This is a genomic window from Falsiroseomonas oryziterrae, assembly GCF_021864505.1.
GTDB classification, from domain to species: Bacteria; Pseudomonadota; Alphaproteobacteria; order Acetobacterales; family Acetobacteraceae; genus Falsiroseomonas; species Falsiroseomonas oryziterrae.
This window is the reverse complement of record NZ_JAKJIB010000187.1, coordinates 1-7,619: the sequence shown is the minus strand read 5'-3', so window position 1 is coordinate 7,619 and position 7,619 is coordinate 1. Positions and strand designations below refer to the sequence as shown.

Sequence of the window (7,619 nt, the reverse complement as noted above, 5' to 3'; positions counted from 1 at the left end):
GCTGCACGCGCCGCTGCCCAAGGACCCCGCATGACGCCATCGGAAGCGCTGGCCGCGCTGCGCGCCGCCGAGGCGCGCGACGGCCGGCTCGGGCTCGACCGCCGCCGCGACCTGCTCGCGCGCCTGGCCGCGACGGTGCTGGACCGTGCCGAGGATTTCGCACGTGCGCTCGATGCCGATTACGGCGGGCGCTCGCGCTACGACACGCTGCTCGCCGACGTGCTGATCGTCGCCGATGCCGCGAAATACTCGCGCGCGAAGCTGCGCGGCTGGGCGAAGCCTCGGCGCGCCTATGTCCCCTATCCCTTCTGGCCGACCACGGCGGCGGAGGAGCCGGTGCCGAAGGGCGTGGTCGGCATCATCGGTCCCTGGAACTACCCGGTGCAGCTCGCCCTCTGGCCCGTGGTGGATGCGATCGCCGCCGGCAACCGCGTCTGCGTGAAGCCCTCCGAATTCGTCCCGCGCACCGCGGAGATCGTGGTGGAGGTGCTGGAGGCCGCGCTCGGCCCCGATGTCGCGCGCGGCGTGCTGGGCGGGCGCGAGGTCGCCGCGGACTTCGCCGCGCAGCCCTGGGACCATCTCTTCTTCACCGGCGGCACCGCCACCGGCCGCAAGGTGGCCGAGGCCGCCGCGCACAACCTCGTCCCCGTCACGCTCGAGCTCGGCGGGAAATGCCCCGCCATCGTGCTGCCCGGCGCGGATCTGGCGGACGCCGCGCGGAACATTCTCGCCGGCAAGGCGATCAATGCCGGCCAGACCTGCATCGCGCCCGACACGGTCCTGCTCGTCGGCCATACGCCCGCCGCCTTCGCGGAAGCCTGCCGCGCCACGGGCATCGCATTGCCCGAAGGCGCCATCGCGTCTGACGCGCAGGCTGCGCGGCTCGACGCGCTGGTCGCGGATGCCCGCCTCACCCCGCTCGGCGCCGATGACAGCCGCCGCCGCGCCATCGCGCTGGCCGAGGCGCCGCCGGGCGCCGCCCTGCTGCGGGAGGAGATCTTCGGCCCCGTCCTCGCGCTGCAGCCGGTCGCCGACCTCGACGCCGCGATCGCCTGGATCAAGGACCGCTCGCCGCCGCTCGCGATCTACCTCTTCGGCGCGACGCGCGTGGAGGAGGATCGCATCGCCGGCGCGACGCGCTCCGGCGCGCTGGTGACGGGCCGCGCCGTCGAATACGCGGCCTTCCCCGCGCTAGGCTTTGGCGGCGTCGGGGCGTCGGGCCTCGGCCGCTATCACGGCCGCGCCGGCTTCTTCGAATTCTCCGACATGCGGTCGCGCGTGCGCCACGGCCGCTGGAGCCTCTCGCGCTTCTTCGACCTACCGCGCAAGCCGATCGCGGAGAAACTCACCGCGCAGTTGCTGAAGAAGCGATGACCATGGCGATGTGGCCGTCGGCTGCTGGGTGCAAGGCACCACGGCCCGACGTCCCCATGAGCCTGCACAGCGTCACCCGAAGGGAGACAGACCGCCACTCGCTCGATGCATTGGGCACCGGCGGCGTGTGCCGCAGCCCAAGCCGATGCGACGGAGAGAGCTAGCGGCGTCCCGCGCGATCGACCGGGCCACCGTGGTTCCAGGGCGTGTCCGGCGTCACGCCCACACCCGGCGCCCCCGCGCCACGCCCAGGCGTCACGCCGACGCCAGGCGCACCGACACCAACGCCCGGGGCCACGCCGACGCCCGGTGCGCCCGCCCCCGGCGCCGCACGCAGCGCCACGCCGGGCCGCGCGACGCAACCCGCCGGTACGCCGACATAGGTGCAATAGACGACAGCGACCGCCGGCGCCGGTATGACGCCCGGGGTCAGGGCAACCGCGGCACCCAGTAGCATCATGCGCCAGCGCATCGGCACGTCCTCGCGATAGGCGGCCCAGACTGGCACGATGCGGGGAGAAGCGCCATGCGCCGGCCTGATGCGGCAGGATGCCCGCCGGGGGACTCGAACCCCCACATCCTTGCGGATTGCGGATTTTAAGTCCGCTGCGTCTACCGTTCCGCCAGGCGGGCGAACATCAACTCGTGCTTGTTGTGCGCGCCGTGGAATAGCACGGCGCCCTCGATGCCGGCGAATTCCGCGGCGACCTCGTGGTCCGTCGCACCCTGGAACTTCACCGTGCACACGATGTTGCGCGCCGCCCCCGCCGCGATCCAGCGCCGCACCAGCGCCAGCAGCCGCGCCGGATAGCAGATCACGTCGCTGAACAGCCACTCCACCGGCGGCTCCTTCGCCGGATCCAGCCCGAAGGCGCTTTCCTGCCGCACCGTCACGCCGGGCATCGCCGCCACGCGCGGATCCAGCGGCGCCTTGTCCACCGCCTCCACCCGCGCACCCAGCCGCGCCAGCGCCCAGGTCCAGCCGCCCGGCGAGGCGCCGAGATCGAGGCACCGCTCGCCCGGCCCCGGATGCCGCCCGAGCCGCGTCAGCGCCTCCCACAGCTTGAGATAGGCGCGCGACGGCGGGCCCTCCTTGTCCTCGACGAAGGCGACCTCGCCATTCACGAAGGGGCTCGTCTTGGTGGGCGAGGCCAGCAACCGGTCCGGCGCCAGCAGCGTCCAGGCGCCGAGATGCGAGGACGGCGCCGCCTCCGGGAAGGCCAGCGGGCGCGCCTTCACCGGCGGCAGGCGCTCCGTGATCAGCGCCGCGCGGCGGTGATGCGATGCCGTATAGGCCGACCAGTTGCGCTGCATCGCGCGCAGCGCATCTGCCGCCGCCTTCACCGATGGCGCGGCGATCTCGCGCGGGTCGGTCCAGACATCGAGCGCCCAGGCGCTGCGCGTGGCCGGATCGGGCGATAGCGCAAGCCGCCCGTGCCACGCGCTCACGCGTCGCCCGGCGCGGCGCAACTCCTCCGCCAGCTCCGCCTCGAATCCCTCGGCGGCGAGATACGCCGCGGCAATCATCGTTGCGGCGCGAGCATCGCCGCCACCGCCAGCACGCCCCAGCCGACCAGCAGCGTCATCCCGCCCGCCGGCGTCACCATCCCGATCGAGACATCCGACAACGCGCGCAGGAAGACGCCGCCGCAGAACATCACCGTCCCCGCCGCGAACAGCGCCGCCGCCACATGCACCATCCGCCCGCGCCGCCGTTCCGCGAGCAGCCCCGCGCCGATCAGCGCCAGCGCATGCCACGCCCCGATCGAGGCGCCGGTGGTGGCGAGCGAGGCGCGCTCCGGCGGCAGGCCGTGCGACGCATAGGCGGCCATCGCGACGGCGACGAGGCCGAACACTGCGCCGAGCGCGATCCACACACGTGACATGCGCGCGGGTTACAGCAGCGCGCCCATCGCGGAAAGCCGCAGCGCGCCGGCGGCGTCATGCGCCGCCCGCGTCGGTTCCGGCAGCCGACGCCCGCGCAACGACCGCTCAACCCAGGCCAGCGCGCCCTCGAGCGAGACACGGTGCCCGGTCGAGATGTAGAGCGGCTTGGCGCCGCGCCGCGTGCGCAGCGCCGTGCCGATGCGCCGCCCCTTCCAGGCGAGCGGCGCGAAGGCGCCCGGCACGTCCGGCAACTCGCCCTCCACCTCGCCCACGAGGATGGACTTGGCGACGCCGATCGTCGGCACGTCCAGCACCAGCCCCAGCAGGCAGGCGATGCCGAAGCCCTTCGGATGGGCGATGCCGTGCCCGTCCATGAGGATCAGGTCCGGCTTCGGCACGAGCCGCACCCAGGCCTCGGCCAGCGCCGGCACCTCGCGGAAGCCGAGCAGCCCCGGCACATAGGGCAGCCCGCCCACCGTCGCCGCGCCGGCCTGGCCGATCACCTGCAGCGACCGGGCGTCGAGGGAGACCATCGCGGCATGCACCGCGCGTTCGGGATCGAAGCGCGTGGAGGACGCGTCGGCCCCGCCGATGATCCCGACCTCGCCGATCCGGTCAGCGGTCTCGACGCGCGCGGCAAGGTCCGGGATCAGCCGCCGCGCCTCGGCGGCGGTCTCCGGGAAGGGCAGGCCGCCAGGAAGCCGGACCATGCCGCATCCTCGCCGCCGCCTGCCGGCCGGGTCCACCCCGGCCGGAACAGGACCTCGTGATCCTCAGGCCGCGTCGCCCCGCATTGCCGGCACCATCAGCCCGACATTGTGCCGGAACATCGCCTCATAGGTCGGCACCGGGCCGGAGGGCTCGCTCAGCGCGTCGGAATAGAGCCGGCCGCGCACCCGCACCCCCGCTTCGCGCGCCAGCCTCTCGAGAGAGGCGGGATTGGCCATGTTCTCCATGAAGACGGCGGTGATGCCCTCGGCGCGGATCTGCCGGATCAGCTGCCCGACCTGCTGGGCGGAGGGCTCGGCCTCGGTCGAGACGCCCTGCGGCGAGAGGAAGCGGATGCCGTAGGCGGCCCCGAAATAGCCGAAGGCGTCGTGGCTGATGACGACCCGGCGCCGCGCCTCCGGCACGCCGGCGACCTGCTGGCGTATCCAGCCGTCGATCGCCTCGAGCCGGGCCGCATAGGCCTCGCCCGCCGCCTGGTGGGCCGCGGCGTTCGCCGGGTCGGCGCCCGCCAGCCCGCGGGCGATGTTGCGGGCGTAGAGCGCGCCGAGCCGCGGGTCCTGCCAGGCATGCGGGTCCGGGACCATGCGCTGCCCGCCGCCGCCGCCACCACCACCGCCACCGCCGTGGCTGTGACCATGGCTGTGGCCATGCGAATGCGCCGGCATGCGGCGCGGCGTGACGCCCTCTGTCGCAGTCACCACCGGCCCGCGATGGTTCGCGGCCCGCATCATGCGATCCATCCAGTTGTCGAAGCCCAGCCCGTTGCGCACCACCAGCGCGGCGCCGCGCAGCGCCTCGGCATCGCCCGGCCGGGGCTGGAAGTGGTGCGCATCCACGTTCGGCCCGGCGATGGTGCGCAGCCGCACCCGGTCGCCGGCGATCTGCGTCACCATGTCGCCGAGGATGGAGAAGGAGGCGACGACCGCCGGGCGGTCCCGCCCGGACGCGATCCGCGGCAGCAGGGGCAGGGCAAGCGCGCTCAGCAGCGTCCGGCGGCGCATGGGATCCTCACGTTACGTTATACTATAACGTAATCGCTGAGATGGCCGCGCGCAAGCCGGCCGGCCGTCAGCCCCCGCGTGCCGCCCTGAACGCCTCGAAGAAGGCGGTCGGCCGCACGATCCGGTTCTCCATCTTCACCAGCAGGCCGCGCTCCCCGGCTTCCTTCAGATAGTCGCCCCAGGCCGGGTCGGCCGCCATCGCGTTGCGCCGCCGCTCCCGGTCCGCCTGGTCGGCATAGCCCCAGAGATGCACGACGCTGTTCAGCGCGCCCTCCACCGTCACGTACCAGCCGAGGCAGTTCTCCAGGTACTTCAGCTGCAGCGGCCAGGCCTTGCTCTCGTAGAGCGCGACGAACTCGGCCGTCTGGGTCGGGAGCGTGGTGTAGATCCTGAGGTCGGCGATCATTGGATCCTCCATTATGCACGAGGAAGCCAGCATCGCGCCGACCGGGACGGCGCGAAAGGCGTTGCCATTCCTGTCCCAGGCAGAAGACATGGGCAGGCAACGACTCCGTCATCCGCATGTCACCCCGCGCCGCTAGAGGCGCGAACACCGAAGGACACGGGAATGCTCGAGCTACAGGGCCTGACGCGGCGGTTCGGCGCGGTGACGGCGGTGGACGATGTCCGCCTCGTCATCCCCGACGGCCAGATGGTGGGGATCATCGGCCGCTCCGGCGCCGGGAAGTCCACGCTGCTGCGCATGGTCAACCGCCTGACCGAGCCGTCGGAGGGCCGCATCCTGCACGACGGCACCGACGTCACCACGCTGAAGGGCGCGGCGCTCCGCCGCTGGCGCACCGACTGCGCGATGATCTTCCAGCAGTTCAACCTCGTGCAACGGCTCGACGTGCTGACCAACGTGCTGGTCGGCCGCCTGAACCACCGCACCGGCGCCTTCGCCACGCTGACCAGCCTGCTGAAGATGTTCACCGCCGAGGAACGCGCGATGGCGATCCGCGTGCTGGACCGCTTCGACCTGGCCGACGTCGCGCTGCAGCGCGCCGACACGCTCTCCGGCGGCCAGCAGCAGCGCGTCGCGATCTGCCGCGCGCTGCTGCAGGAGCCGAAGCTGATCCTCGCCGACGAGCCGATCGCCTCGCTCGACCCGCGCAACGCCAAGACGGTGATGGACGCGCTGCGCCAGGTGAACCGCGAGGACGGCATCACCGTGCTCACCAACCTGCACCACCTGAACACCGCCCGGCACTATTGCGACCGCATCGTCGCGATGCAGGCCGGCCGCGTCATGTTCGACGGACCGCCCGAGCAGCTGACGCCGGCGCGCGTGCAGGAGATCTACGGCGTCTCCGAGGACGAGTTCGAGGAGACCGCCGATCCGTCTGCGACCCCCGCGCCGGCGCGCGTGGGCGCGGCGGCCGTGCCGGCCTGAATCGCCAGGGTCGGCCCGGTCGGACGCTGCATTCCCCACGACCGGAGAGACCGACCCATGCTGACCCGACGGCACCTTGCCGCCCTGCTCGCGGCCGCGCCCTTCGCCCCGGCGCTGGCGCAGACCGCCCCCCAATCGCATCCGATGCCGCAAGCCGGCCGCCGCGCCTGGGCGAACGAGGTGCGCGAGATCCGCGTCGGCCTGCTCGGCGGTGAGAACGAGGGCGATCGCCTCGCCCGCTTCGGCGCCTATCGCGCCCTGATCGAGCGGCACTTCCAGGTGCCGACCCGCATCTTCCCCGCCGGCGACTACGCCGGCGTCCTGCAGGGCTTCGCCGCCCGCCAGCTCGAGATCGCCGGCCTCGGCCCGGTGGGTTACGCCCGCATCTGGCTCGACACCAACGGCAACATCGAGCCGATCGTGATCACGCAGGAAGCCGACGGCTCCATCTCCTACGTCGCCGTCATGTACGTGCGCGCCGATTCCGGCATCACCAGCCTCGAGCAGATGCGCGGCCGCAGCCTCGCCTGGGCCGACCCGAACTCCACCTCCGGCTTCCTCGTCCCGCGCTCCGAGCTGCGCGAGGCCGGCATCAACGTGGACCAGTTCTTCGGCCGGACCGGCTTCGCCGGCGGGCACGAGCAGGGCGTGGTCGCGGTGCTGAACCGCCAGTTCGACGGCGGCGTGACCTGGGCCTCGGGCATCGGCGAGGAAAGCCAGGGCTTCACCCGCGGCAACCTGCGCGCGATGGTCGACAAGAACATGCTCAACATGCGGGACATCCGCATCATCTGGCGCTCGCGCCCGATCCCGAACGGCCCGATGGGCATCCGCCTCGACCTGCCCCAGGCCTTCCGCGACGACATGCGCGCCTTCCACATGGCGCTGCCCTCGGCCGAGCCCGAGATCTTCCGCCAGATCGAGCGCGGCGTCGTCGCCGGCTACGCGCCGGGCCGCCACGACGTCTACCAGCCCATCATCGACATGGTCCGCGCCGAGGCCGCGGCCCGCCGCCAGCGGAGCTGAACCGGTTGGGGGGCGGCTGCGCGCCGTGGCATAAGCGCCGCGCATCCGCCCCCCCTGGAGCCCCCGCATGATCCCCCGTCGCGCCCTTGCCACCCTGTGCGCAGCCGCGCCGCCGGCCCCGGCCCGACGCGCGCGATGACGCTCGCCCGTCGCGCGGTCCTGTCGGCCTCCCTCGCGCTCGTCCTCGCGCCAGCCGCGCGCGCGCAGAT

The 7,619-nt window shown here is 73.0% G+C and carries 9 protein-coding genes and 1 tRNA gene; 3 read left to right on the top strand and 7 right to left on the bottom strand.

Going from position 1 to position 7,619, the window contains the following annotated elements:
* On the top strand, positions 1 to 1,374 hold a 1,374-nt coding region (locus L2I40_RS14780; RefSeq protein WP_272910969.1), incomplete at its 5' end, for an aldehyde dehydrogenase family protein.
* Between the two features lie 160 nt (positions 1,375 to 1,534).
* On the opposite strand, the gene L2I40_RS14775 is transcribed toward L2I40_RS14780, so the two are convergent.
* The 7 genes from L2I40_RS14775 to L2I40_RS14745 form a co-directional block, all read right to left on the bottom strand.
* Complete coding sequence (locus tag L2I40_RS14775; protein WP_237215904.1) at positions 1,535 to 1,846, bottom strand: hypothetical protein; 312 nt, start codon at positions 1,844 to 1,846, stop codon at positions 1,535 to 1,537.
* Positions 1,847 to 1,924: 78 nt separating this feature from the next.
* Positions 1,925 to 2,007: transfer RNA gene (locus L2I40_RS14770), tRNA-Leu, on the bottom strand.
* Positions 1,987 to 2,901 (bottom strand): SAM-dependent methyltransferase, encoded by a 915-nt coding sequence (locus L2I40_RS14765; RefSeq protein WP_237215902.1) that lies wholly within the window; start codon positions 2,899 to 2,901, stop codon positions 1,987 to 1,989. Before L2I40_RS14765 ends, L2I40_RS14770 begins: the two co-directional genes overlap by 21 nt.
* Entirely contained in the window at positions 2,898 to 3,260 is a 363-nt protein-coding gene (locus L2I40_RS14760) for a DUF423 domain-containing protein (RefSeq protein ID WP_237215900.1), read from the bottom strand. Before L2I40_RS14760 ends, L2I40_RS14765 begins: the two co-directional genes overlap by 4 nt.
* 9 nt (positions 3,261 to 3,269) lie before the next feature.
* Positions 3,270 to 3,971 (bottom strand): endonuclease V, encoded by a 702-nt coding sequence (locus tag L2I40_RS14755; RefSeq protein ID WP_237215898.1) that lies wholly within the window; start codon positions 3,969 to 3,971, stop codon positions 3,270 to 3,272.
* A gap of 63 nt (positions 3,972 to 4,034) precedes the next feature.
* Entirely contained in the window at positions 4,035 to 4,991 is a 957-nt protein-coding gene (locus L2I40_RS14750) for a metal ABC transporter solute-binding protein, Zn/Mn family (RefSeq protein WP_237215896.1), read from the bottom strand.
* Between the two features lie 67 nt (positions 4,992 to 5,058).
* Entirely contained in the window at positions 5,059 to 5,397 is a 339-nt protein-coding gene (locus L2I40_RS14745) for an NIPSNAP family protein (protein WP_237215885.1), read from the bottom strand.
* Between the two features lie 162 nt (positions 5,398 to 5,559).
* Here L2I40_RS14745 and phnC point away from each other — a divergent pair, with 162 nt between their 5' ends.
* On the top strand, positions 5,560 to 6,384 hold the full coding sequence (gene phnC / locus L2I40_RS14740) for a phosphonate ABC transporter ATP-binding protein (RefSeq protein WP_237215883.1): 825 nt from the start codon (positions 5,560 to 5,562) through the stop codon (positions 6,382 to 6,384).
* A gap of 57 nt (positions 6,385 to 6,441) precedes the next feature.
* A complete protein-coding gene (gene phnD / locus L2I40_RS14735) occupies positions 6,442 to 7,410 on the top strand; it encodes a phosphate/phosphite/phosphonate ABC transporter substrate-binding protein (RefSeq protein WP_237215882.1) in 969 nt (322 codons plus the stop codon).
* Positions 7,411 to 7,619 lie beyond the last annotated feature (209 nt).

Coding starts and splice junctions, on each gene's coding strand:
- L2I40_RS14755 (WP_237215898.1), bottom strand. CDS start 3,971: ATGGTCCGGCTTCCTGGCGGCCTGCCCTTCCCGGAGACCGCCGCCGAG.
- L2I40_RS14745 (WP_237215885.1), bottom strand. CDS start 5,397: ATGATCGCCGACCTCAGGATCTACACCACGCTCCCGACCCAGACGGCC.
- L2I40_RS14760 (WP_237215900.1), bottom strand. CDS start 3,260: ATGTCACGTGTGTGGATCGCGCTCGGCGCAGTGTTCGGCCTCGTCGCC.
- L2I40_RS14750 (WP_237215896.1), bottom strand. CDS start 4,991: ATGCGCCGCCGGACGCTGCTGAGCGCGCTTGCCCTGCCCCTGCTGCCG.
- L2I40_RS14765 (WP_237215902.1), bottom strand. CDS start 2,901: ATGATTGCCGCGGCGTATCTCGCCGCCGAGGGATTCGAGGCGGAGCTG.
- phnC (WP_237215883.1), top strand. CDS start 5,560: ATGCTCGAGCTACAGGGCCTGACGCGGCGGTTCGGCGCGGTGACGGCG.
- phnD (WP_237215882.1), top strand. CDS start 6,442: ATGCTGACCCGACGGCACCTTGCCGCCCTGCTCGCGGCCGCGCCCTTC.
- L2I40_RS14775 (WP_237215904.1), bottom strand. CDS start 1,846: ATGCGCTGGCGCATGATGCTACTGGGTGCCGCGGTTGCCCTGACCCCG.